Here is a 23790-nt window from a genome sequence, read left to right on the forward strand (position 1 = left end):
TACCGCAACGCGAGGGGGTTGTGGGGCCGGTGGCGGTTCGTGTGGGCGGGGGTGTGGTGGGGGGGCGAAGGGTCGCCGGGGGGGGGCGGGGGGGGGGTGGGTGGGGGGGTTCTCCCCCCCCCCACCCCCCCGACCGGTTCCGGGTGTCAGAGACCGAGGTCGCTGGCCTCGTAGAAGCCGGACTCGACGAGCACGGGCTCCACGTCGTCCTTCGTGACGACCTGCGGGGGCAGCAGGTAGGTCGGGACGACCTTGTTGCCGTTGTCGTAGGTCTCCTCGTCGTTGACCTCGACCTCCTCGCCCGTGACGATCTGGTCGACCATCTTGGCGACCTGGTCACCGAGCGTGCGGGTGTCCTTCCAGACCGACATCGACTGCTTGTCGGCGAGGATGTTCTGGACGTTCGCCTGGTCGGCGTCCTGGCCCGTGATGACCGGCCAGTCGGCGCCGGGCGCGTAGCCGGCACCCTCGAGCGCCTGCTCGATGCCGAGCGCGAGCGAGTCGTTCGGGGAGAGCACGACGTCGACCTTCTCGCCGCCGGCGTAGAACGTGTTCAGGCGGTTCTGCATCTCGGACTGCGCGGTGTCCGACTTCCAGTCCTGGATGCCGATCGAGGTCCACTCGTCGTTCGACTTCGGGGCCTTGCCCGACGGCGTGACGAGCTTGCCCTCGTCGATGTAGGGCTTGAGGACGTCCCACGCGCCGGAGAAGAAGAACTTGGCGTTGTTGTCGTCCGGCGAGCCCGCGAACGGCTCGAGGCTGAACGGGCCCGCCTCGGTCTCGAGGCCGAGCGCGTCGACGATGAACTCGCCCTGGAGCTGGCCGACCTTGTAGTTGTCGAACGTCGCGTAGTAGTCGACGTCGTCGGTGCCGTTGATCAGGCGGTCGTAGGCGATGACCGCGATGTCCTTCTCCTTGGCCTGGGCGAGCACCGGGCCGAGCGCGGTGCCGTCGATCGAGGCGACGACGAGGACCTCGGGGTCCTGGTTGATCATGTTCTGCAGCTGCGTGATCTGCTGGTCGACCTTGTTGTCGGCGTACTGGAGCGTGGTCTCGTAGCCCGCCTCCTGGAGGAGCTCCTCGAGGTGCGCGCCGTCGCGGTTCCAGCGCTCGAGGCTCTTCGTCGGCATCGCGATGCCGATGAGGCCGCCCTCGGCGGCGGCGGCCGTGCCGTCGCCCTCCGGCGTGTCGCTCGCGCGCTCGGTGCTGCACGCCGCGAGGCCGCCGACGAGCAGTGCCGCGCCGGCGAACGCCGCGACGACCTTGGTGTTTCTGAGAGACATCGTTGTCGACCCTTCGTCCGACCGCCGGACTGCCCGGCGGTGAGGTGACGCGTCCTCGCGTCGGGTTCGGGGTACCCCGGGACGACCTGCGGTCGCCGTCAGGCACCCTCGCCTGATGTGCACCCGGGCCGGCCGACCCAGGTTTGTTGTCGCGATGAATTTAGGATGTGAACCCATCCTGCGCAAGGACAGTACAACTGTTGAAGGTCACGATTGCACAACGACGGGATCACATCCCGGTGACGATGCCCGGTCGCGGCGATGTGAGCGGTCACATGGACGAAACGGACACCCGGGTGCCGCACACCGTCACCCGATCGTGCGCGCCGGGCGCCCGGCGATCCGGCGATCTCACGCGCGCGCCCCGGACCCTGCGGCGCCCGCAGCGGCACGGTCACCGGTCCCGAACCAGCCGATCGGGTCGGCCGCGACCGCGCGCAGCACCGCGAGGGCACCGCCGGTCATCGCCGGGTACTCCCCCGCCCGGGCGTCGCTCAGCTCGACCGGAGACCACCCACCGAAGATGACACAGCGGTCGAGCTGCTCCGCGACCGCGTCGCGCACGTGCGGGTAGATCTGCCCGAACGTGCCGCCCAGCACGACGAGCCCGACGTCGACGACGTTGACGACGTTCGCGAGCGCGACGCCGAGCGCGGTGCCGCCCCGGTGCAGCGAGTCGAGCGCCGCCCGGTCCCCCGCGTCGGCCGCTGCGACGAGGCTCGCGAGCGGCGCACCCGGCTCGAGCCCCGCCCCGCGCACGAGCGCGTCGAGCCCCGCGTACTCCTCGAGCGTCCCGCGGCCTGGGCCGAACGGGTCGAGCACGGTGTGCCCGAGCTCCCCGCTCCAGCCGTGCCGACCGAGGAAGATCTCGCCGTCGAGCACGATCGCGCCGCCGATGCCGACCTCGCCCGAGACGTACACGAAGCTCGGGCGGCCCGCGGACCTGCGCGCATGCGCCTCGGCACGCGCCGCGAGGTTCGCCTCGTTGGCCAGCCGGGGCGGGAACCCGGCGAGCACGGGGTGCGTCGCCAGGTGCGCGACGACGTCGACGTCCCGCCACCCGAGGTTCGGCGCGACGCGCAGCGGCCCGGTCACGCGGTCGACCAGGCCGGGCAGCGCGAGCGCCGTGCCCGCGACCCGCACGCCGTCCGCGCTGAGGTTCGCGGCGACCCGGCCGGCCATCTGCGCGAGCCGGTCGAGCACCGCCTCGGGCCGGCTCCCGCGCAGGTCCCCGAGCTCCACGCGCTCGGTCAGGACGCGCCCCGCGAGGTCGAGCGCGCGCACGCCGACGTAGTCGACGTTGACCTCCATGCCGAGCGCCGCGACCGTGCCCCGCGCCGGGGCCAGCGGGACCGCCGGCCGGCCGGCGCGCTGCGCCGCGAGCGGCTCGAGCTCGACGACGAGCTGCGCGGCGATGAGCTGGTCGACGAGCCCCGAGACCGTCGCGCGGGCGAGTCCCGTCGCGGACGCGATGTCCGCCCGCGAGAGCGGCGCGTGCGCGTCGAGGACGTGCTGGAGGGCGAGGCTCAGGTTGTGCTCGCGCAGCGACGCCTGGCCCGCGGCCCGGCCGGGCGCCCGCACGCGCGTCGCCGACGGACGGCCCGGCACGGTGAGGGCGCCCGCGCCGCCGCGTCCTCGCCGCGCCACCCCGGGGCGTGCCTGGGCCGCCTCGGGTGCGGATGCCCGCCCTGGCACCTCGGACGGCGCGGACGGCGCTGACGGCGCGGCGGAGGCGGACCGGTCGGACGTCATGACTTGACCCTAGCCGCTCGCGCCCATAAGTTCACTCATACAACAAATCCCGCCGGCACTCGTGGAGGAGTACCCGATGGCGCCCAAGGCCACCCCCGCAGACAAGTTCTCGTTCGGTCTCTGGACCGTCGGGTGGGAGGCGCGCGACCAGTTCGGCGACGCGACCCGCCCGTGGCTCGACCCGGTCGAGTCCGTGCACCAGCTCGCCAAGCTCGGCGTCGCGCACGTGACGTTCCACGACGACGACGTCGTGCCGTTCGGCTCGGACGCGACGACGCGCGACGAGATCCTCGCCCGGTTCAAGGGCGCGCTCGACGAGACCGGCATCACCGTCGAGATGGTCACGACGAACACGTTCAGCCACCCGATGTTCAAGGACGGCGCGTTCACCTCGAACGACCGCCGCGTCCGCCGCTACGCGCTGCGCAAGATCGTCCGCAACGTCGACCTCGCCGCCGAGCTCGGCGCCGACACGTTCGTCATGTGGGGCGGGCGCGAGGGCGCGGAGTACGACTCCGCGAAGGACCTCAACGCCGCGCACGACCGCTACGCCGAGGGCATCGACACCGTCGCCGCGTACATCAAGGAGAAGGGCTACGGGCTCAAGATCGCCATCGAGCCCAAGCCCAACGAGCCCCGCGGCGACATCATCCTCCCCACGATCGGGCACGCGCTCGGCTTCATCGCGAAGCTCGAGCACGGCGACATCGTCGGCCTCAACCCGGAGACGGGCCACGAGCAGATGGCCGGCCTCAACTACACGTCGGGCATCGCGCAGGCGCTGTGGGCGGGCAAGCTCTTCCACATCGACCTCAACGGCCAGCGGTCCATCAAGTACGACCAGGACCTCGTCTTCGGCCACGGCGACCTGTTCTCCGCGTTCGCGACGGTCGACCTCATCGAGAACGGCTTCCCGAGCGGCGGCCCGCGCTACGACGGCCCCCGCCACTTCGACTACAAGCCCTCGCGCACCGAGAGCTTCGACGGGGTCTGGGCGTCCGCCGAGGCGAACATCCGCACCTACCTGCTGCTCAAGGAGCGCGCGCTCGCGTTCCGCGCCGACCCCGAGGTCCAGGCGGCGCTCGAGGCGTCCGGCGTCCTCGAGCTCGCGCAGCCGACCCTGAGCGAGGGCGAGACGCTGGCCGACCTGCTGGCCGACGCGTCCGCGTACGAGGACCTCGACGTCGACGCCGTCGCGGCGCGCGGCTTCGACTTCGTGCACCTCAACCAGCTCGCGCTCGAGCACGCCATCGGCGCGCGCTGACCGCTGCCGACCCCGCACGACCGCACGACCCGAGAAACCCCGGCCGGGCCCGGCGACCGCACCCGCGGACGCCGGGCCCGGCTCCTCGCACGAAGGGCACACGCACATGACGCTCGTCGCCGGGGTGGACTCCTCCACCCAGTCCTGCAAGGTCGTCGTCCGCGACGCGCAGACGGGGGCGCTCGTCCGCTCCGGTCGCGCCTCGCACCCCGACGGCACCGAGATCGACCCCGCCCGCTGGTGGGACGCGCTCCAGGCCGCGATCGCCGACGCCGGGGGCCTCGACGACGTCGACGCGATCGCCGTCGGCGGGCAGCAGCACGGCATGGTCGCGCTCGACGCCGAGGGCGCCGTGGTCCGCGACGCGCTGCTGTGGAACGACACGCGCTCCGCACAGGCCGCCCTCGACCTCGTCGCCGAGCTCGACGGCACCCCGCGTGACGGCAGCGGTGCCGACGGTGCCGACGGGGCCCAGCTCCTCGACGGCGCGACCGCGTGGGCGCAGGCGACCGGCTCGGTGCCCGTCGCGTCGCTCACCGTGACGAAGCTGCGCTGGCTGCGCGACGCGGAGCCGGAGAACGCCGCGCGCGTCGCCGCCGTCGCCCTCCCCCACGACTGGCTCACGTGGCGCCTCGCGGGCCACGGGCCGGGCTCCGGGCGGACCGGGCTCGAGGCGCTCACGACCGACCGCTCCGATGCCTCCGGGACCGGCTACTGGTCCCCGTTCACCGACGACTACCGCCGTGACCTCCTCGAGCTCGCGCTCGGCCACGACGCGGTGCTGCCGCGGGTCGTGCGCCCGGGCGAGCCCGCCGGGACCTCGACGGTCGGCGCGCGCGGCCCCCTGCTCGGCGCCGGCGCGGGCGACAACGCCGCCGCGGCGCTCGGGCTCGGGCTCGTCCCCGGCGACGTCGCGATCTCGATCGGCACCTCCGGCGTGGTCTCGGCGATCGCCTCCGCGCCCAGCGCCGACGGCTCGGGCCTCGTCACCGGCTTCGCCGACGCGACCGGCGCGTTCCTGCCGCTGGCCTGCACGCTCAACGCCTCGCGCGTCCTCGACGCCGCCGCGCGCATGCTCGGGGTGGACCACGCGGGCCTCTCCGAGCTCGCGCTGTCCGCGCCCGCCGGGGCCGACGGGCTCGTGCTCGTGCCGTACCTCGAGGGTGAGCGCACACCCAACAAGCCGGACGCGACCGGCGCGCTGCACGGCATCCGGCTCGCGAACACGACGCCGGCGCACCTCGCCCGCGCCGCCGTCGAGGGCATGCTGTGCGCGCTCGCCGACGGGCTCGACGCGCTGCGGGCACAGGGCGTGCAGGTCGAGCGCGTGTTCCTCATCGGCGGCGGCGCGCAGTCGCAGGCGGTGCGCGAGATCGCGCCGAGCGTCCTCGGGCTCGACGTGACCGTGCCGACCCCCGGCGAGTACGTGGCCGACGGCGCCGCACGCCAGGCCGCCTGGGTGCTCTCGGGCGAGCCGACGCCGCCCGCGTGGACCGGCGCCGGCGAGTCGACCGTCTACCGCGCCGAGCCCGCGCCGCACGTGCGCGCGCAGTACGCGGCCGTGCGCGAGCTCACCGGGACGCGTCCCGCCTGAGCCGTCCGACACGCGCCCGGTACCGACCGGGCGCGTGTCCGCCCGTTCCGGGTGCCCTCCCACCCGGACGCACGAGTGCCCGGCACCCATGGGGTGGTGCCGGGCACTCGTCACGTGCTGGGGTGCCGCGGGCGACCGCGGCGGGGTGGCGCCGAGGTCAGTGCGCGGCCTCGTAGGCGGCCTTGACGTCCGCCGAGATGCGCCCGCGCTCCGAGACGGGGTGCCCGTTCGCCTTGGCCCAGTCGCGGATGGCACCGGCGTCACCGGTCGAGGACGAGCCCGGCGAGCGACGCGTGCTGCGCCCGCCACGGCCGGCCGACGAGGACGCGCGCCCGCCGGTCTTGCGCGCGTGGCCCACCCACGTGGCGAGCGACTCGCGCAGCTCGTTCGCGTGCTCCGACGTCAGGTCGATCTCGTACGAGACGCCGTCGATCGAGAAAGAGACGGTCTCGTCGGCGGTTCCACCGTCAATGTCGTCGACGAGCAGGACCTGGACCTTCTGGGCCATTGTTCTTCTCCTGGTGCGATGGGGGATTCTCACGGGGTGTTGAACGCAGCATCGCACCATTCGAAAGTCGCGTCAAAGGGGACGCGCGAGCACCGGGGAACAGCGAGTGTCAGATATCTGATTCGACCCGGGCTGATTTGGCCTCCGCCGCGCGCTCCGCATCCTGCGCGTCCATGCGCGCCAATGCGGCGCGTTCCGTGCGGTCGGCATTCACGAGCGCCCGCATCACATACCAGAAGATCGCGCCGACGCCCACCGAGGGCAGCAGCGCGGCGAGAGCCAGAAGGAAGTCGTTCATCACGACAAGTCTACGCCCGGCCCGCTCACCGGGTGCCCGGCTGCATTTCGGTCAGGACTGCGGCTTCACGAGCGGGAACAGGATCGTCTCGCGGACACCGAGCCCCGTGAGCGCCATCAGCAGGCGGTCCACGCCCATCCCCATGCCACCGGCGGGCGGCATCGCGTACTCGACGGCGGTGAGGAAGTCCTCGTCGAGCTGCATCGCCTCGTCGTCGCCCGCGGCCGCGAGCAGCGCCTGCGCCTCGAAGCGCTGGCGCTGGATCACCGGGTCGACGAGCTCGGAGTACGCGGTCGCGAGCTCGAAGCCGCGCACGTACAGGTCCCACTTCTCGACGAGCCCGCGCTTGGTGCGGTGGTCGCGCGTGAGCGGGCTCGTCTCGACCGGGAAGTCGCGCACGAACGTGGGCGCCCACAGGTCGTTCCCGACGTGGTGCTCCCACAGCTCCTCGACGAGCTTGCCGTGGTTCTGCCGGCGCGGGTCGATCTGGATGTCGAACTTCGCGACGAGCGCCGTGAGCCGCTCGTCCGGGGTGTCGTGCGTGATCTCCTCGCCGAGCGCCGCCGAGAGCGACTCGTACATCGACAGCTGCGTCCACCGCCCCCCGAGGTCGTACTCCTCGCCGTTCGGGAGCGTCACGACCGTGCCGCCGAGCGCGTCGTTCGCCGCGGTCTGCACGAGGTCCTGCGTGAGCGTCGCCATCGTGTCGTAGTCGCCGTAGGCCTCGTACGCCTCGAGCATCGCGAACTCGGGCGAGTGCGTGGAGTCGGCACCCTCGTTCCGGAAGTTCCGGTTGATCTCGAAGACGCGCTCGATCCCGCCGACGACCGCGCGCTTGAGGAACAGCTCGGGCGCGATCCGCAGGTACAGCTCGATGTCGAACGCATTCATGTGCGTGACGAACGGGCGCGCCGCGGCACCGCCGGCCTGCGTCTGCAGCATCGGCGTCTCGATCTCGAGGAACTCCCGCCCGTGCAGGTTCTCGCGCAGCGAGCGCACGACGGCGGCGCGCAGCCGCGCGGCGTCCCGTGCGGCCGGGCGGGCGATGAGGTCGACGTAGCGCTGCCGGACGCGCGCCTCCTCGGACAGGTCCTTGTGCAGCACCGGGAGGGGGCGCAGCGCCTTGGCCGCGACCTGCCACTCGTCCGCGAACACCGAGAGCTCCCCGCGGCGCGAGGAGATGACCCGCCCGTGCACGAAGAGGTGGTCCCCGAGGTCGACGAGCGCCTTGAAGCGGCTCAGCGACTCCTCACCCACCTCCGCGAGGCTCAGCATGACCTGCAGGCGGGTGCCCTCGCCGTCCTGGAGCGTCGCGAAGCACAGCTTGCCGGTGTTGCGCAGGAACACCACGCGCGCCGCGACGCCCACGACGTCGTCCGTCTCGGTGCCCGGCTCGAGGTCCGGGTGCGCGGCGCGGACCTGCGCGAGGGTGTGGGTGCGCGGCACGGAGACCGGGTACGCCTCGCCCTCGGCGAGCAGGCGCTCACGCTTCTCACGGCGCACCCGCATCTGCTCGGGGAGGTCCTCGGTCAGCTCGTCGTCCGCCCCGGCGGGCACGCTCTCGATCACCGGACGATCCTACCGACCGGCGTGCCCCGCCCCGGCGCCGGGCACCGGGGTGGGCGTCAGGTCGAGAGCGACGTCGAGGATCGGGCTCGAGTGCGTCAGCGCCCCCACCGAGAGGTAGTCGACCCCGGTGCGCGCGACGTCGGCGGCGACGTCGAGCGTCAGGTTGCCCGTCGCCTCGAGCTCGACCCTGCCGGTGCGCGCCTCGCCCGCCCGCACCGCGGCGACGACCTCGGTCAGCACCGCCGGCGCCATGTTGTCGAGCAGCAGGAAGCGGGCGCCCGCCTCGACGGCCTCGAGCGCCTGCGCGAGCGTGTCCGCCTCGACCTGGACCGTGACGTCGGGGAACCGCGTGCGCACCGCCTCGACGGCCGCCGCGACCGAGCCCGCGGCCACGACGTGGTTGTCCTTGACCATCGCGACGTCGTACAGGCCGAGGCGCTTGTTCGTGCCGCCACCGCAGCGCACCGCGTACTTCTCGAGCGCGCGCAGGCCCGGCGTCGTCTTGCGGGTGTCGAGCACCTGCGCGCCCGTGCCGTCGAGGGCGTCCGCCCAGCGGCGCGTGTGGGTCGCGACGCCCGACGCGCGCGAGACGAGGTTGAGCAGCGTCCGCTCCGCGACGAGCAGCACCTGGACGGGCCCTGTGAGCGTCGCGAGCACGTCGCCGCGGCGCACGCGCGTGCCATCGGGGACGTGCAGGTCGACCGTCGCCGGCGCCAGGGCCAGCCGGTCCGCGACCTGGTCGAGCACCTCGGCGACCACGACGAGCCCCGCGACGACCCCGTCGGCGCGCGCGACGACGTCGGCCGCGCCCGCCGCCTGCGCCGGGACGGTGGCCTGCGTCGTCACGTCGCGGCCCGGCGCGGGGCCGAGGTCCTCGTCGAGGGCCAGCGCGACGAGCCGTGCGAGCCACGCGGCGTCGGGCGCGTCGTGCGGTGCCGCGGGCGGGGCCCCCGTCGAGGCGTGCGGTGCGGCGGGGGTCGGGGTGTCGGACGGGGTCTGCGCGGTCACGGCGTCACGGTAGCCGCGCCGCGGGGCGACGCGGGCCGACGTCCCGGGTGGAAGCGGGTGTGGGCGCGTCTCGTCACCGTCGCGCCGGGGCACCGGGTGCGCGCCGGCGCGGCTCGTCACCGTCCCACCGGGCCACCGGGTGGGCGCCGGCGAGCCACGCCACCGTCCCGCCACCGACCCCGTCGGCCGTGTCGTCTTCCGTTCCTCGCGTGGGCACCCCATCCTGGGACGCGGCCGCCCGCCGGCGGCCCCGGCGCACCACCGCCGCCCCACCCGAGGAGGACCCGCGTGAACGAGATCGACGTCGCCCGGCTGCACGCGCTGCTGAGCGAGGACCCCGCCGCGACGGTCGTGGACGTGCGCGAGGCCGACGAGTACGCCGGCGGGCACGTCCCCGGGGCGGTGTCGGTGCCGCTGTCGGAGCTCGTCGCGCGCGCAACCGAGGTCCTCGGGCTGCCGACGCCCGTGCACCTCGTGTGCGAGTCGGGCGGTCGCTCGGCCCAAGCCGCGGGATGGCTCGAGGCGCAGGGCGTCGAGTCCGTCAACGTCGTGGGCGGGACGAGCGCGTGGCGTCGCGCCGGGCTCCCGGTGGAGGTGCCGGGGCGCTGACGCCGGGCCGGCACCGGACCGAGAGCGGGCGCCGTCAGGCGAGCGGGATGTCCCCGCCGAGCGGCACCTGCTCGGTCACGAGCCGCCCCTCGGCGTCGAGGTGCACCTCGATCCGCAGGCGCCACGCGTCGTCGGGCACCGGGAAGTCGGTGCGTGCGTGGCCGCCGCGGCTCTCCTCGCGCACGAGCGCCGTCGCGGTGAGCGCGGTCGCGACCTGGTGCACGTTCGTGGTCTCCCACTCCGCGGTCTGCGGGTCGGCGACGACGCCCGAGGAGCCGTGCGAGACGACGTGCGCGTCGGTCCGGACGCCCGCGAGCCCCTCGGCGGCGGCCCGCAGGCCGTCCCCGGAGCGCAGCACCCCCGGGCCCGAGGACGCGAGCCGCTGGATGCGTGAGCGGCTCGCGCCCGCCACCAGCGCGGCGCGACCCGGGCGCTGCTCGGGCTCCTCGGGGACGAGGTCCCCGGCACCGACCCGCTCGGCGATGTCGCGGGCGGCGCGGTGCGCGAACACGAGGCCCTCGAGCAGCGAGTTCGACGCGAGCCGGTTCGCGCCGTGCACGCCGGTGCAGGCGACCTCGCCGACGGCGTAGAGCCCCCGCAGCGACGCCCGGCCCACGAGGTCGGTGACGATGCCGCCCGAGTGGTAGTGCTGCGCCGGGGCGACCGGCACGAGGTCGGTCGTGAGGTCGATGCCGTGCTCGAGCAGGCGCTCGTGGATCGTCGGGAAGCGCCGGCGCAGGAAGTCGGCACCGAGGTGCCGCGCGTCGAGCAGCACGTGCTCCGAGCCCGTGCGGGCCATCTGCGTGACGATCGCGTGCGCGACGACGTCCCGCGGCGCGAGCTCGGCCATCGGGTGCACCGCGGGCATGAAGCGCACGCCGTCGGTGTCGAGCAGGTACGCGCCCTCGCCGCGCACGGCCTCCGAGACGAGCGTGAGCTGCCCGCGCACGCCCGAGCCGAGCCACAGCACCGTCGGGTGGAACTGCACGAACTCGAGGTCGCCGAGCCGGGCACCGGCCCGCAGCGCCGCGGCGATCCCGTCGCCCGTCGCCTGCACCGGGTTCGTCGAGGAGCGGAACACCTGCCCGATCCCGCCGGTCGCGAGCACGACCGCGGGGGCGAGCGCCGCGCCGACGCCGTCGCGCGTGCCCTCGCCGATGACGTGCAGCGTCACACCGCACACCGCGCCGGGCTCGCCGTCCGGTCCGCGCGGGCCCGTGAGCAGGTCGAGCACGAGCGCGTGCTCCACGACCTCGATACCCGGGTCGGCGCGGACCGCGTCGAGCTGCGCGACGAGCGCGCGGGAGATCTCGGCGCCGGTCGCGTCCCCGCCGGCGTGCGCGATCCGGTCGGCGTGGTGGCCGCCCTCGCGGGTCAGCGCGATCTCGCCGTCGGCCGCGCGGTCGAACACGGCGCCACCCGCCACGAGCTCCCGCACGCGCGCGGGCCCCTCCGTCACGAGCACCTCGACCGCGCGGGGGTCGCAGACGCCGGCCCCCGCGACGAGCGTGTCCGTCAGGTGCGCCGAGGGCGAGTCCGTCGGGTCGAGCGCGGCCGCGATGCCGCCCTGCGCCCACAGCGTCGACCCCGACGCGAGCACGCCCTTGGTCACGAGCAGGACGCGCGGGACGCGGGTGCGCAGCTCGAGCGCGGCCGTGAGGCCGGCGATGCCCGAGCCGACGACGACCGCGTCGGCCCGCACGGTCCAGCCCGGCTCCGGCGCCGCGAGGTGCGAGGCGAGCACGACGCCCTCCCCCTCGCGCGCCTCGAGCCCCTGCGGGTTCGCCGGCGCCGGGGCCAGGCTCATCGCGCGGAGCCGGGGATCGCCGGGTGCGGGCCCTGCACGAGCGAGCGGCCCTGCGCGAACGGCACGCCGCTCGGCTCGAGACCCGAGAGCTCGGTCCACTCGGGCGGCACCTGCCCGGGGTCGTCGCCCGCGCCGACGATGCGGTTGTCCGCGTCGACGAGCACCACGTGCGGGGAGTACGTGCGCGCCTCGGCGTCCGAGAGCATGCCGTAGGCGATGAGGATCACGACGTCGCCGGGGTGCACGAGGTGCGCGGCGGCCCCGTTGATGCACACCTGGCCCGAGCCGGCCTCGCCCGCGATCGCGTACGTCGTGAGCCGCGCACCGTTGGTGACGTCGACGACGTCGACCTGCTGCCCGGGCAGCAGGTCCGCGGCGGCGAGCAGGTCGGCGTCCACCGTGATGGAGCCGACGTAGTGCAGGTCGGCCTGCGTCACGGTCGCACGGTGGATCTTGCCGATCATCATCGGTCGCTGGAGCGAGGTCATCGGGTCCCCTCGGGTCGGTCGGGCCCGGCCTGCTCGGGGTCTCCGAGGGTGAGCCGGACGTTGTCGATGAGCCGGGTGGAGCCTACGCGCGCGGCGACCGCGAGGACCGCGGTGCCGGCGAACCCGGGTCGTACGTCCTCGAAGCCTGCCGCGTCGACGAGCGCGACGTAGTCGACGTCCACGACCCCCGCCTGGGCGAGCGCGGCGTGCACGGCCTGCACGACGTCGCCGGGGTCCTTGCCGGCGCCGGCGAGCTCCCGGCCGTCCGCGAGCCCGCGCGAGAGCGACAGCGCCTGCGTGCGCTCCGCGGGGCTCAGGTACGCGTTGCGCGACGACAGCGCGAGGCCGTCGGCGTCCCGCACCGTGGGCACGCCGCGCACCTCGACCGGCACGTCGAGGTCGTGGACCATGCGACGCACCGCGGTGAGCTGCTGCGCGTCCTTCTCGCCGAACAGGGCCACCGACGGGCGCGTCAGGTGCAGCAGCTTGAGCACGACGGTCAGGACGCCGTCGAGGTGGCCCGGGCGCGTGCGCCCCTCGAGCACGTCGCCGACGCGCCCCGCCGCGACGCGCACCACGGGGTCCCCGCCCGGGTAGACGACGTCCGGGGTCGGCGCGAAGACCACGTCGCCGGCGCCGAGCAGGCCGTCGCCGCCGAGCAGCGCGAGGTCGCCGTCGAGGTCGCGCGGGTACCGGTCGAGGTCCTCGCCGGCACCGAACTGCAGGGGGTTGACGAAGATGGTCACGACGACGTGCCGGGCGGCCGCGCGGGCCGCGCGCACGAGCTCGAGGTGCCCGGCGTGCAGGGCCCCCATCGTCATCACGACCGCGCGCGCCGGGAGGTCGCCGGCGCCGCCGGCTGCGGCGTCCTGCGCCGCGAGGGCGACGGCCAGCTCCGCACGGGTGCGGGCCAGGGTCGGTCCGCGGTCCGGTCCGTCGCGGTGCTCGTGCGCGGCGGGTCCGTCGCGGTGCTCGTGCGCCGTCATGCGTCGTCCTCCTGCGTGCGGTCGTCCACGGGGTCCGGCGCGTCCTGCGCGCTCCCCGGTGCGTCGGGGCCGGTGGGCCCCACCCCGTCCAACGCCGCGGGGTCCCCCGGCATGCCCGGCACCGGGGGCGGCTCGGTGAGCACGTCGAGCAGCGCCTGCGCGGAGCCCGCGTCGAGGATCCCGGCCGCGAGCGCGCGCGACGTCGCCGCCCGTGCGAGGGTCCGGTAGCTCAGCGGGACGTCGACCGCGCCCGTGCCCGCCCCGAGCGCGCCGAGCACCTCGACGTGGTCGCGGACCGTGCCCGCGTCGCCGCGCCGCACCGGTCCCGTGAGCGCCGTGATCGCGCCCGGCCCGCCGCCCGACGCACCGTCCGCCGGCGCGCCCGCGGACGCCGCCCGCAGCGACCCGTCGAGCGCCGCCGAGAGCAGCGGCCCGAGCACGCGGCCGGGGTCGTCCACCCCCGCCGCCGCGAGCGCCTGCGCGGCCTGCGCGACGAGCACGACGAGGTGGTTCGCGCCGTGCGCGAGGGCCGCGTGGTACAGCGGGCGGGCCTCCTCGGCGACCACGACCGGCTCGCCGCCGACCTCGACGACGAGCGCCTGACCGATCGGCAGCACCGGGCCCGGCGCGGTCACGGCGAACGTGCAGCCGACGAGCCGGGCGAGGTCGAGCGACGTGCCCGTGAACGTCATCGCGGGGTGCAGCGCGAGCGGGATCACGCCGGCGGGGCGCGCGGCGGCGAGCACCCCGACGCCGTACCGCCCGGAGGTGTGCGCGACGATCTGACCCATCTGCCACGCGCCGACGTCCGCGAGCCCGGTCACGAGGCCCTCGAGCGCGTCGTCGGGCACCGCGAGCAGCACGAGCTCGGACCGGCGCACGACCTCGGGGACGTCGACGACCGGCACGCCCGGCAGCAGCTGCTCGGCGCGCTCCCGCGACTCCGCCGAGATCGCGCTGACCGCCACGACCGGGTGGCCCGCGGCCCGCAGCGCGCTGCCGAGCACCGCACCGACCCGACCGGCGCCCACGACCCCGACACCGAGGCGCCCGGGCCGGCTCGCACCGCTCACGCCGTGCCCTCGCGCCGCATCCACTGCTCCGGACCCGCGCTCGCCCGGGCCGCGCGGGCACGCTCCGCCTGCTCGTCGAGCAGCGCAGCCGCGGCCGCCGCGTCGAGGTGGTCGACGCGCGGGCTCACCGGGCCGGGCGTCGAGTGCACGACGAGGGACGCGACGCCGAACCGGCGCTGGAGCGGCCCCTGGTCGAGCTGCAGGGACTGCGTGCGCTCGTGCGGCACGACGACGAGCCGCCGGACGAACCGCCCGGAGCGCACGAGCAGCGCGCGCTCGGTCACGAGCACCCCACGCCGGTTCCACGCGAGCAGGTCGAGCAGGCGGGCGCGGCGCGGGACGGTCAGGAAGCCGAAGGCGTCGTCGTCCTGCGAGCCCGAGAGCCCCGCCTCGACGACCGCGCGCGGGTCGGCCACCCCGAGGTCCGGGAGCACGAGCCAGAGGGCCAGCACCGCGTCGTCGCGCGTCCCGACGGGGAGCAGCACGTTCTCCGTCTGCTGCTCGCTCGCTCCCCCGTAGCCCGCGACGTTCATCTGCACGCGCCACCAGTCCTTGCGCCGCCACAGCGGGCCCTGCGTGAGGGCGAGCGCCTGGACGCGACCCGGCGGGACCGTCTGGGCGCGCGCCTCTGTGAGGCCGTGGCGCAGCCGGATGCCGTCGGGCGAGATCGCGGCGCGGAAGTTCGCGCCCTGATTGACCGCCGACCAGATCGCGCCGGCGATCCCGAAGAGCGCGGGGACGACGATGAACACGGCGCCCGGCTCCCGCGTCCAGGCGACGCCCACGATCACGGGCACGATGAAGACGCCCGCCCAGACGGTCACGCCCGAGCGCAGCACCGACTGCACGAGCCGTGCCATCGGCACCTCGAAGACCTGCCGCTCGGGTGCCGCCTCGACCACGGGCCCGCCCTGCTCGGCGCCGGCCTCGACGTGCAGGCCCGCGGCGCGCGCGAGCAGCTCCGAGCGCAGCCCCTCGGCCTCGTCCTGCTTGAGGAACGCGAGCGAGACCGCGGAGCCCGAGCCGCCGGCGACCTCGAGCCTGAGCTCGGCGAGCCCGGTGATCCGGGCGAGCAGCGGCTGCACGACGTCGACGGCCTGGAGCCGGTCGAGCCGCGCCTGGCGCTGCTGGCGGAACAGCACGCCGGTGTGCAGGTGCACCGCCTGGTCGGTCACCGCGAACCGGGTCATGCGCCACGCGAGCAGCGCGTACACGAAGCCGATCGCGGCGACGAGCACGAGCCCCCCGACCACGAACCGCCAGCGCCCGTCGCCCACGAGCTCGGCGGCGTTCCGCAGGTCGTCGCCGAACTGGTAGCCGAGCACCGCGATGGCGCCGACGAGCACGCGCCAGCCCTTGATCGCGGGCGTGACCGGGTGCATCCGGCGCCACACGCGCGAGTCCGCCGCGGGCTCCGGGAGGGTGACCGCCACGTCGCCGCCGGGCTCGCTCACAGCCCCGCCAGCTGCGCCTCGCCGCGTGACGCGAGCTGGTCGCGCAGGCGCGCGGCCTCCTCGGGCGGCAGTCCGTCGATGGTCGCGTTCGTGCTCGGCGAGGCGGTGTGCAGCTGCACTGAGGCGATCCGGAACCGCCGCGCGAGCGGGCCCGCGGTGACGTCGACGTACTGCATGCGCCCGTACGGGACGACGACGAGCTGGCGGAACAGGATCCCCTTGCGGACGAGCAGGTCGTCGGCGCGCTCGGCGTACGCGTGCGCGCGCACCTGCCGCGGCACGAGCACGGCGGCCCACAGCACCGGGACGAGCACGACCGCGGGGAACACCCACGTCCACGCCGCGCCGGTCAGCAGCGGGATGGGCACGAGGACCAGGAGCACGATCGCGGTGGTGATGCCCATCGCCGTGAGCCGCGCCCCCGCGAGCCGGCTCGACACGGGGGTCCAGGTCACGCCGGTCGGGTCGAACGGGCCGCCGGGCGCGTGTCCGGGTGCAGTCGTCATGCGCTCATCCTTCCACCGCGGCCGGTGCCGCCGGGTCGGTCGTGCGGTGGATCCCGTCCGACCCAGGGTGACGGCCCGGTGTCCGCAGGTAGGTGCGGCGACGCGGGCTGGCGGGTCAGCCGGCGGCGGGGTCCGGTGCGGGCTCGCGCGGGCGTGACGGGTCGTCCTTCGCCCCGCCCTCGGGCGGCGGCACGCGGCAGAACCACTCGACGACGAGACCCACGACCGCGAGCACCAGCGCGCCGAGGACCGCGAGCCCCGCCGTCGCCGCACGGACGCGCTGCGGCTCGATGTCGAGGTCCCCGAGCACGGCGAGGACCTGGCCGCCGTACCAGCCGACGAGCACCGCGCCCGTGTAGCAGGACGCCTTCGCGAGCACCGCCGTCCGCGCCGCTCGGATCGGCGACAGGTCCGGGCGGCTGCCCTGCAGGAACTGACGCACGGCCCAGCCCATCGAGAGCACGACGGCGGCGATGACCAGCTCGACGCCGACCACGAGCCACGGGACCTCGGGCAGCTGGACTCCGCGGTTCGCGAGCGCCCGGACCAGCGTCGCGCTGAGGGCGGTGGTGACGAACGCCCAGAGTGCGAGCGTCTGCCATCGCGTGCGGTGCATCACGCGTGCGGCCCGGTCCCCGGGTCGCCGCCGGCGGGCTCGGGCTGCACCGCGGGCACGGGCACCGTGAGCCAGTCGAGCGCCAGCCAGCGGATCCCGTCACGGTCCGGCGCGGTCGCGGCGAGCGCGCCGACGGGTCCGCCGCCGAGCCCGGGCAGCACCGCGTCGGGCGCGACCTGGGCCCACGGCTGCAGCACGAACGCCCGCTCGTGCGCGCGCGGGTGCGGCAGCTCGAGGTCCTCGGTCACGGCGAGCGTCGTGCCGTAGACGATGATGTCGACGTCGAGCGTGCGCGGCCCCCAGTGCTCGTGCCGCTCGCGCCCGTGGATCTGCTCGACGGCCTGCGTCGCGCGCAGCAGGTCGCGGGGCGAGAGGGTCGTGCGCGCGAGGACGACGGCGTTGAGGAAGTCGGGCTGGTCCGGGCCGCCGACGGGTGCGGTGCGTGCGAGCGGCGACACGTCGACGACCTCGATGCCCGGGACCTCGGCGAGGTCGTACACCGCGTCGCGCAGCGTCTCCTGCGCGGCTCCGAGGTTCGAGCCGAGCGCGAGGACGACCTCGACCGCGCCGTGCGGAGCCTCGTCGAGCGCGTCGGTCACGAGCTCGCCGTCGACCACGTCGTCGTCGGGGTCGCCGGGACCGAGGAGCTCGGGCCGGGTCGCCCGGACGTGCGGCGCGAGCTCGGGGGCGGGCGGCGCGGGGTGACCGGCCGCGCCGTGGTGGGCGGCGCCGTCGAGGCGCACGGGCCCCGAGTGGTGCGTGCCGGGCGTCTCGTCGGGCTCCGTGCGCGGCTCCGCGGCGGGGGCCTCCGGCCGGTACGGCAGCGGCTGGTAGGGCCCCTCGTCGTACGGGAACGGGGTCGCGCGCACGAGCGGGTCGGTCGGGTCCGCGGGCGTCGGAGCCCCCGGGTGCGGACCGGTCGGGACGGGCGGCAGGGGTGCGGGCGGGTGCGGGGCGGGCGGGTGCGGGACCGGCGGGTGCGGGTCGGGCACCGGCTCGGCGGCGCGCGGCCCGGACGGCGCCGCGACGGGGGCAGCGACAGCGGCGGCGACCGTGGGCAGCTGCGCGGTGACGGTGCGCACCGGGGCCGACGTCACCGCGGCCCGCTCACGCCCGTCCTCGGCAGCGGGGCGCCACGGCTCGGCCGCCGGGAGCTTGTCGCGGTCGCGGTAGATCTCCACGACGACGTCGTCGAACGGCACCGGGATCGGGGCGCGCGGCTTGTGCAGCGCGACGTCGACGGCGACCGCCTGCGGGAACGCGAGGACCGTCGCGGCGATCCGCTCGGCGACCGTCTCGATCAGGTCGGCGGGGTCGCTCGAGAGCACCCCCGCGACGTGCAGCGAGAGCGTCCCGTAGTCGAGGGTGAGCGCGAGCTCGTCGCGGGCGGCGGCGCGCCGCGTGTCGAGGTGCACGACGACGTCCGCGACGAACTCCTGGCCGTCGCGGCGCTCGTGCTCGAAGACCCCGTGGTAGCCGATCGCCGAGATGCCGAGCACCCGGATGCGGTCGAGCCGCCGGCCCGACGCGTCGTGGGCGACCGCCGCGCTGAGCGCGTGCGGGTCCCGGCCCCGTGCCGGCTGGCCACCCTCACCGTTCGCGTGCACGTTCACCGCTCGCCTCCCGTCGTCCGACCCGTCCCGCCCGTCGCACCCGCGTCGCCGCCGGCGCGCCGCCACGCTGCCGCGACGCGCACGGCGTCCGCCGAGCCTGCCACCTCGTGCACCCGGACGCACCAGGCTCCCGCGGCCGCCGCGAGCGCCGAGACCGCGGCCGTCGCGCCGTCCCGCGCGAGGGGCGGCGCCGGCGTGCCGTCCGGGTCCGCGAGCAGGTGCCCGAGGAAGCGTTTGCGGGACGCCCCGACGAGCACCGGGAAGCCGTCCGCGACGAGCTCCGGGAGCCGCGCGAGGAGCGGCCAGTTGCTCGCCCCCGGCTTCGCGAAGCCGAGCCCCGGGTCGAGCACGACCTGCTCGTCGCGCACCCCCGCAGCGCGCAGCGCGTCGACCCGCTGGGCGAGCTCGCGCCGTACGTCGGCCACCACGTCGTCGTAGTCGTCGCGCGCGTCCATGACGTCCGCGTGGCCGCGCCAGTGCATCGCGACATACACCGCCCCGGTCTCCGCCACCGTCGCGAGCATCGCGTCGTCGGCCAGGCCGCCCGAGACGTCGTTGACGACCGACGCACCGCGCGCCACGGCCTCGCGGGCCACGACCGCGCGCGTCGTGTCGACGCTCACCGTGGCGCCGCGCCGGACGAGCTCGGCGACGACCGGGATCACCCGCTCGAGCTCGTCCTCGACCGCGACGCGGCGCGCGCCCGGTCGGGTCGACTCGCCGCCCACGTCCAGCAGGTCCGCACCGGCCTCGACGAGCGCGAGCCCGTGGGCCACCGCCGCGTCGGGCGTGAACCAGCGGCCGCCGTCCGAGAACGAGTCGGGGGTCACGTTCACGACCCCCATCACCAGCGTCCGCCCCGCGCCCGTGAGGTGCTCGGGCAGGGGTGCGGGACGTGCTCCGGTGCTCACGGGGCCGAGCCTAGGCCCCGGTCAGCGTCCGAGGACGAGGCTCATCGCCTCGGCCCGCGTGGCGACGTCACGCATCTGCCCGCGCACCGCCGACGTGACCGTGCGCGAGCCCGGCTTGCGGACACCACGCATCGACATGCACAGGTGCTCGCACTCGATGACGACGAGCACACCCTTCGGGTCGAGGTTCTCGACGAGCGCGTCCGCGATCTGCGACGTCAGCCGCTCCTGGACCTGCGGGCGGCGCGCGAACACCTCGACGAGCCGCGCGAGCTTGCTCAGCCCGGTGATGCGGCCCGTGGCGCTCGGGATGTACCCGACGTGCGCGACCCCGTGGAACGGCACGAGGTGGTGCTCGCACGTCGAGTACACCTCGATGTCCTTGACCAGGATCATCTCCTCGTGGCCGAGGTCGAACGTCGTGGTCAGCACGTCCTCCGGCTCCTGGCGCAGGCCCGCGAAGATCTCGCGGTACGCCCGGGCGACCCGCGCCGGCGTGTCGCGCAGGCCCTCGCGCTCGGGGTCCTCGCCGACCGCGAGCAGGAGCTCGCGGATCGCGGCCTCCGCCCGGGCGGCGTCGTACTCGGGCACCACGCGGCGCTCCGGGGCGGCGGCGGGCGCCGGCAGGAGCTCGGGCAGCGCGCCGTCGTGCTCGTCGACGCTCATCCCGGTCAGCCCTGCGCGTTCGGGTCGGGGGTGCCGTCCCACGGCAGCTGGACCGGGATCTCGGCGGGGTGCTCGGGCTTGGCGTCGGCCGCGATGTCCTCGGGGATGATCGGCGCGCCGTTCTGCGCGGCCCTCTCCCCCTGGGTGAGCACCGGCGGGCGCTTCGAGACCGCGCGCTCCTCGCTCGACAGCCAGACCTGGCGCGGCTCGCGCTTGACGACCGGCGCGAAGATCTCGGCGAGCTCCGCCTGGTTGAGCGTCTCGCGCTCGAGCAGCTCGAGGACGAGGTGGTCGAGCACGTCGCGGTACTGGACCAGGATCTCCCACGCCTCGTCGTGCGCGGCGTCCATGAGCTTGCGGACCTCGACGTCGACCGTCGCGGCAACCGACTCCGAGTAGTCGCGCCCGTGGCCCATGTCGCGGCCCATGAAGACCTCGCCCGAGTCCTGGCCGAGCTTGACGGCGCCGATGCGCTCGCTCATCCCGAACTGCGTGACCATCTTGCGGGCCGTCGCGGTGGCCTTCTCGATGTCGTTGCTCGCGCCCGTCGTCGGGTCGTGGAACACGAGCTCCTCGGCGACGCGTCCGCCCATCGCGTACGCGAGCTGGTCGAGCAGCTCGTTGCGCGTCGTGGAGTACTTGTCCTCGAGCGGCATGACCATCGTGTAGCCGAGGGCGCGCCCGCGCGGGAGGATCGTGACCTTCGTGACCGGGTCGGTGTAGCGCAGCGCCGCCGCCACGAGCGCGTGGCCGCCCTCGTGGTACGCGGTGATCTTCTGCTCCGAGACCTTCATGATCCGGGTGCGCTTCTGGGGCCCCGCGATGACGCGGTCGATCGCCTCGTCGAGCTCGTGGTCGCCGATCGTCTGGCCGCCCGTGCGCGCCGTCAGCAGCGCGGCCTCGTTGAGCACGTTCGCGAGGTCGGCACCGGTGAAGCCCGGGGTGCGGCGCGCGACGGCCTCGAGGTCGACGTGCGGGGCCATCGGCTTGCCCTGCGCGTGCACCTGCAGGATCCGCGAGCGGCCCTTGAGGTCCGGCGGGTCGACGGAGACCTGGCGGTCGAAGCGGCCCGGGCGCAGCAGCGCGGGGTCGAGGATGTCGGGACGGTTCGTCGCGGCGATCAGGATGACGTTCGTCTTGACGTCGAACCCGTCCATCTCGACGAGCATCTGGTTGAGCGTCTGCTCGCGCTCGTCGTGCCCGCCGCCCATGCCGGCTCCGCGGTGCCGGCCGACGGCGTCGATCTCGTCGATGAAGATGATCGCGGGGGCGTTCTGCTTGGCCTGGTCGAACAGGTCGCGCACGCGGCTCGCGCCGACGCCGACGAACATCTCGACGAAGTCCGAGCCGGAGATCGAGTAGAACGGCACCCCCGCCTCGCCGGCGACGGCCCGCGCCAGCAGCGTCTTGCCGGTACCGGGCTGGCCGTACAGCAGCACGCCCTTGGGGATCTTCGCGCCGACCGCCTGGAACTTGGCGGGCTCGGCGAGGAACTCCTTGATCTCGTGGAGCTCCTCGACCGCCTCGTCGACACCCGCGACGTCCGCGAACGTGACCTGCGGGGACTCCTTGCTGACGAGCTTGGCCTTCGACTTGCCGAAGCTCATGACGCGCGAGCCGCCGCCCTGCATGTTCGACATGAGGAACCAGAAGACGGCCAGGATGATGAGGAACGGCACGATCAGCGTCAGCAGGCTGCCCCACCACGACTGCCGCGGGACCTCCGACGTGAACCCCTTGTCCGGGTCCGCGTCGGCGATCGCGGTGACGACCGTCTCGCCCTGCGGCTCCACGTAGAAGAACTCGACGTTCTTGCCGAGGTTGTCGTCGCCCTGCACGTAGTCCTCGGCGAGCGTGAGCTGGACCCGCTGCTCACCCTCCGTGACCTTGACCTGCTCGACCTTGCCCTCGTCGAGGAGCTCGAGCCCGACGGACGTGTCGACCCGCTGGGTGCGCGGGGAGCCGAAGATGGTGCCGAGGCCGATCCAGACGATGACGGCGGCCAGCACGATCCACACGGCGGGGCCGCGGGTGAGTCGCTTGAGATTCATGGGCAGCGGGGGTGGCGCCCCCTCATCCCTCCGGGTTGCAGGGCAGCAGGTGGCGTCGAAGTTACACGCTGCACCTGGGATCGACGGGGTCTGTTCGCCCAGGGCAGGAAGCGCGCCTCAGTGCGAGTAGACGTGCGGCGCGAGCGTCCCGACGAACGGGAGGTTGCGGTACTTCTCCGCGTAGTCGAGCCCGTAGCCGACGACGAACTCGTTGGGGATGTCGAAGCCGACGTAGCGCACGTCCACGTCGACCTTCGCGGCCTCGGGCTTGCGCAGCATCGTCGCGATCTCGACGCTCTCCGGGCCGCGGCTGCGCAGGTTCGCCAGCAGCCACGACAGCGTGAGCCCGGAGTCGATGATGTCCTCGACGATCAGCACGTGCCGCCCGGTGAGGTCGGTGTCGAGGTCCTTGAGGATCCGCACGACGCCCGAGGACTTGGTGCCCGAGCCGTAGGACGACACGGCCATCCAGTCCATCTGCACCGTGGTGTGCAGGCGGCGCACGAGGTCCGCCATGACCATGACCGCACCCTTGAGCACCCCCACGACCAGGAGCTCCTTGCCCGCGTAGTCCGCGTCGATCTGCGCCGCCAGCTCGTCGAGGCGCGCACCGAGCTGGGCCTCCGTGAGCAGCACGCGCTCGAGGTCGTCCCCCATGTCCGCAGGATCCACGGTCGTCATTCTCCTTCGTGCGTTCCGGGGTGGAGCCTCAGCCTGCCACACGCGCGGGACGCGACGACGGGCCCCGGCAGGTGCGCGGCACCCTGCCCGTGCCATGCGGTCACGAGGGCGTCGACCGCGAGGACGTGCGCCCGGGTGAGGCTCCCGGACGGGCACCCCGCGCGCACCGCGGCCCGGCGCAGCGCGCGGCGGCGCACCGCCGGGAGGGCGCGCGCGAGGGTCTCGACGTCGAGCACGAAGCCCGGGGCCGGGTCGCGCGGCGCACCTCCGGGCGTGTCGCGGGCCGCCGCCGTGAGGAGCTCCGCCGCGAGGGCGTCGAGCGCGTCCGCGTCCTCGCGCAGCAGGTCGGCGGTCCGGGCCAGCGCGACGGCGACCCCCGGGCCGAGCGTGTCCTCGAGCACCGGCAGCGCCGCGGCCCGTACGCGGGAGCGGGCGGGCGCCGTGCGGTCGCCGGGCCCTGCGGTGTTGGTCGGGTCGTGCCAGGGCGTGAGCCCGTGCGCCGCGCACACCGCCTCGGTGCCCGCGCGCCGGAGCGCGAGGAACGGCCGCCGCAGCAGGTCGCGGCGCGGCGCCATGCCCGCGAGCGAGCGGGCGCCCGACCCGCGCGCGAGCCCGAGCAGGACGCCCTCGGCCTGGTCGTCGAGGGTGTGTCCCAGCAGCACCGCCGCTGCGCCGAGCCGCCGCGCGGTCGCGTCGAGCGCCGCGTACCGGGCCTCGCGGGCCGCCGCCTCCGGACCGCCCGGGCCCCCGACGTCGACCTCCACCACCTCGACCGGGTCCAGGCCGAGCCCCCGGCACGCCGCCGCCGCCTCCGCCGCGACGTCGGCGCTGCCGGGCAGCAGTCCGTGGTCGACGACCACGGCGCCCGCCCGCACGGTGCGCGGTGAGCGGGTGCTGCGCCCCGCGACGAACGCCGTCGCCGCCGCGAGCGCGAGGGAGTCGGCCCCGCCCGAGCACGCGACGAGCACGAGCGACCCCGTGGGCAGGTCGTCGAGCGCGCGGGTGACCGCGGTGCGTGCGGCCGCCACGGCAGGTGCGGGTCCGGTCACGGGC

General features: G+C 75.1%; 22 protein-coding genes. 3 read left to right on the top strand and 19 right to left on the bottom strand.

The window, feature by feature from the left end:
- Positions 1 to 146: 146 nt before the first annotated feature.
- Positions 147 to 1283: a multiple monosaccharide ABC transporter substrate-binding protein gene (gene chvE, locus ACWFNE_RS08730; protein WP_452122031.1), complete on the bottom strand. Its 1137-nt coding sequence runs from the start codon at positions 1281 to 1283 to the stop codon at positions 147 to 149.
- A gap of 351 nt (positions 1284 to 1634) precedes the next feature.
- On the bottom strand, positions 1635 to 3035 hold the full coding sequence (locus tag ACWFNE_RS08735) for an ROK family protein (RefSeq protein WP_452122032.1): 1401 nt from the start codon (positions 3033 to 3035) through the stop codon (positions 1635 to 1637).
- Between the two features lie 76 nt (positions 3036 to 3111).
- Here ACWFNE_RS08735 and xylA point away from each other — a divergent pair, with 76 nt between their 5' ends.
- Positions 3112 to 4299, top strand: a complete 1188-nt coding sequence (gene xylA, locus ACWFNE_RS08740) for a xylose isomerase (RefSeq protein WP_452122033.1) — start codon at positions 3112 to 3114, stop codon at positions 4297 to 4299.
- A 106-nt stretch (positions 4300 to 4405) separates the two neighbouring features.
- Positions 4406 to 5893, top strand: a complete 1488-nt coding sequence (locus ACWFNE_RS08745) for a xylulokinase (protein ID WP_452122034.1) — start codon at positions 4406 to 4408, stop codon at positions 5891 to 5893.
- 157 nt (positions 5894 to 6050) lie between these two features.
- Here ACWFNE_RS08745 and ACWFNE_RS08750 read toward each other — a convergent pair whose 3' ends face one another.
- From ACWFNE_RS08750 to nadC, 4 genes are all read right to left on the bottom strand, one after another.
- Positions 6051 to 6401, bottom strand: coding sequence for a histone-like nucleoid-structuring protein Lsr2 (locus ACWFNE_RS08750; RefSeq protein WP_452122035.1), 351 nt, complete (start codon positions 6399 to 6401; stop codon positions 6051 to 6053).
- Between the two features lie 109 nt (positions 6402 to 6510).
- On the bottom strand, positions 6511 to 6699 hold the full coding sequence (locus tag ACWFNE_RS08755; protein ID WP_452122036.1) for a hypothetical protein: 189 nt from the start codon (positions 6697 to 6699) through the stop codon (positions 6511 to 6513).
- A gap of 51 nt (positions 6700 to 6750) precedes the next feature.
- Positions 6751 to 8208: a lysine--tRNA ligase gene (lysS, locus tag ACWFNE_RS08760; protein WP_452122370.1), complete on the bottom strand. Its 1458-nt coding sequence runs from the start codon at positions 8206 to 8208 to the stop codon at positions 6751 to 6753.
- A gap of 69 nt (positions 8209 to 8277) precedes the next feature.
- On the bottom strand, positions 8278 to 9156 hold the full coding sequence (gene nadC, locus ACWFNE_RS08765; protein WP_452122371.1) for a carboxylating nicotinate-nucleotide diphosphorylase: 879 nt from the start codon (positions 9154 to 9156) through the stop codon (positions 8278 to 8280).
- A 408-nt stretch (positions 9157 to 9564) separates the two neighbouring features.
- Between nadC and ACWFNE_RS08770 the strand changes: the two genes are divergently transcribed.
- On the top strand, positions 9565 to 9885 hold the full coding sequence (locus ACWFNE_RS08770; RefSeq protein ID WP_452122037.1) for a rhodanese-like domain-containing protein: 321 nt from the start codon (positions 9565 to 9567) through the stop codon (positions 9883 to 9885).
- A gap of 34 nt (positions 9886 to 9919) precedes the next feature.
- On the opposite strand, the gene ACWFNE_RS08775 is transcribed toward ACWFNE_RS08770, so the two are convergent.
- The 13 genes from ACWFNE_RS08775 to tilS form a co-directional block, all read right to left on the bottom strand.
- Positions 9920 to 11692 (bottom strand): L-aspartate oxidase, encoded by a 1773-nt coding sequence (locus ACWFNE_RS08775; protein ID WP_452122038.1) that lies wholly within the window; start codon positions 11690 to 11692, stop codon positions 9920 to 9922.
- Positions 11689 to 12180, bottom strand: coding sequence for an aspartate 1-decarboxylase (gene panD, locus ACWFNE_RS08780; protein WP_452122039.1), 492 nt, complete (start codon positions 12178 to 12180; stop codon positions 11689 to 11691). The genes ACWFNE_RS08775 and panD overlap by 4 nt, the downstream gene beginning before the upstream one ends.
- On the bottom strand, positions 12177 to 13166 hold the full coding sequence (gene panC / locus ACWFNE_RS08785) for a pantoate--beta-alanine ligase (RefSeq protein WP_452122040.1): 990 nt from the start codon (positions 13164 to 13166) through the stop codon (positions 12177 to 12179). Before panC ends, panD begins: the two co-directional genes overlap by 4 nt.
- Positions 13163 to 14239, bottom strand: coding sequence for a Rossmann-like and DUF2520 domain-containing protein (locus ACWFNE_RS08790; protein ID WP_452122041.1), 1077 nt, complete (start codon positions 14237 to 14239; stop codon positions 13163 to 13165). The genes panC and ACWFNE_RS08790 overlap by 4 nt, the downstream gene beginning before the upstream one ends.
- The gene (locus ACWFNE_RS08795; protein ID WP_452122042.1) at positions 14236 to 15693 is read right to left on the bottom strand and encodes a PH domain-containing protein; all 1458 of its coding nucleotides are present in this window, start codon (positions 15691 to 15693) and stop codon (positions 14236 to 14238) included. Before ACWFNE_RS08795 ends, ACWFNE_RS08790 begins: the two co-directional genes overlap by 4 nt.
- Positions 15690 to 16199 carry a PH domain-containing protein gene (locus tag ACWFNE_RS08800; RefSeq protein ID WP_452122043.1) on the bottom strand — a complete coding sequence of 170 codons (510 nt, stop codon included), beginning with the start codon at positions 16197 to 16199 and terminating at the stop codon, positions 15690 to 15692. Before ACWFNE_RS08800 ends, ACWFNE_RS08795 begins: the two co-directional genes overlap by 4 nt.
- A 115-nt stretch (positions 16200 to 16314) precedes the next feature.
- Entirely contained in the window at positions 16315 to 16815 is a 501-nt protein-coding gene (locus ACWFNE_RS08805; protein ID WP_452122044.1) for a DUF3180 domain-containing protein, read from the bottom strand.
- Positions 16815 to 18428, bottom strand: coding sequence for a 2-amino-4-hydroxy-6-hydroxymethyldihydropteridine diphosphokinase (folK, locus tag ACWFNE_RS08810; RefSeq protein WP_452122045.1), 1614 nt, complete (start codon positions 18426 to 18428; stop codon positions 16815 to 16817). The genes ACWFNE_RS08805 and folK overlap by 1 nt, the downstream gene beginning before the upstream one ends.
- Positions 18425 to 19273 carry a dihydropteroate synthase gene (gene folP / locus ACWFNE_RS08815; RefSeq protein ID WP_452122372.1) on the bottom strand — a complete coding sequence of 283 codons (849 nt, stop codon included), beginning with the start codon at positions 19271 to 19273 and terminating at the stop codon, positions 18425 to 18427. Before folP ends, folK begins: the two co-directional genes overlap by 4 nt.
- An 87-nt stretch (positions 19274 to 19360) precedes the next feature.
- Complete coding sequence (gene folE, locus ACWFNE_RS08820; RefSeq protein WP_452122046.1) at positions 19361 to 20005, bottom strand: GTP cyclohydrolase I FolE; 645 nt, start codon at positions 20003 to 20005, stop codon at positions 19361 to 19363.
- A 5-nt stretch (positions 20006 to 20010) separates the two neighbouring features.
- Complete coding sequence (gene ftsH / locus ACWFNE_RS08825; protein WP_452122047.1) at positions 20011 to 22056, bottom strand: ATP-dependent zinc metalloprotease FtsH; 2046 nt, start codon at positions 22054 to 22056, stop codon at positions 20011 to 20013.
- A gap of 117 nt (positions 22057 to 22173) precedes the next feature.
- Positions 22174 to 22728 (bottom strand): hypoxanthine phosphoribosyltransferase, encoded by a 555-nt coding sequence (gene hpt, locus ACWFNE_RS08830; protein WP_452122048.1) that lies wholly within the window; start codon positions 22726 to 22728, stop codon positions 22174 to 22176.
- Positions 22729 to 22733: 5 nt separating this feature from the next.
- Positions 22734 to 23786 (bottom strand): tRNA lysidine(34) synthetase TilS, encoded by a 1053-nt coding sequence (gene tilS / locus ACWFNE_RS08835; RefSeq protein WP_452122049.1) that lies wholly within the window; start codon positions 23784 to 23786, stop codon positions 22734 to 22736.
- Positions 23787 to 23790: the final 4 nt, after the last annotated feature.

The sequence above is a fragment of the Cellulomonas sp. NPDC055163 genome (assembly GCF_053607065.1).